Genomic DNA, 401 nt, shown 5'->3' on the forward strand with positions numbered 1-401 from the left:
GCGAAGTCTTGTTAGTCCCGCTCTGCTACCAAGGCCAGCTCGTGAACGTGCAGCGTATCTTTCTTGACGGTACCAAACGGTTCCTGGGTGGGGGGCGGGTCAACGGTTGTTACTCGCCTATTGGGGCGTTCACAAAAGGTATGCCGCTTTATATCTGCGAAGGCTGGGCAACCGGGGCGACCATTCACGAGACGACTGGAGCCCCGGTAGCCGCTGCCATGAATGCCGGCAACCTGCTGCCAGCCGGCCAGGAGCTCAGTCGGCGCTACCCTCAAATGACTTTGATCGTTGCAGGTGATGATGATCGGGGAACAAGTGGTAATCCTGGCCGTGCTGCTGCTACGAAAGCAGCTGATGCCCTCGGCATCGGTTTGGTTTTCCCTGCATGGCCTGAGGGAGCC

General features: G+C 58.9%; 1 protein-coding gene. It reads left to right on the top strand.

Annotated elements, in window-relative coordinates:
- Positions 1-41: 41 nt before the first annotated feature.
- A partial coding sequence (locus Y887_RS19935) for a toprim domain-containing protein (protein ID WP_211257046.1) occupies positions 42-401 on the top strand: 360 nt, incomplete at its 3' end.

This window comes from Xanthomonas pisi DSM 18956 (genome assembly GCF_001010415.1).
GTDB classification, from domain to species: Bacteria; Pseudomonadota; Gammaproteobacteria; order Xanthomonadales; family Xanthomonadaceae; genus Xanthomonas; species Xanthomonas pisi.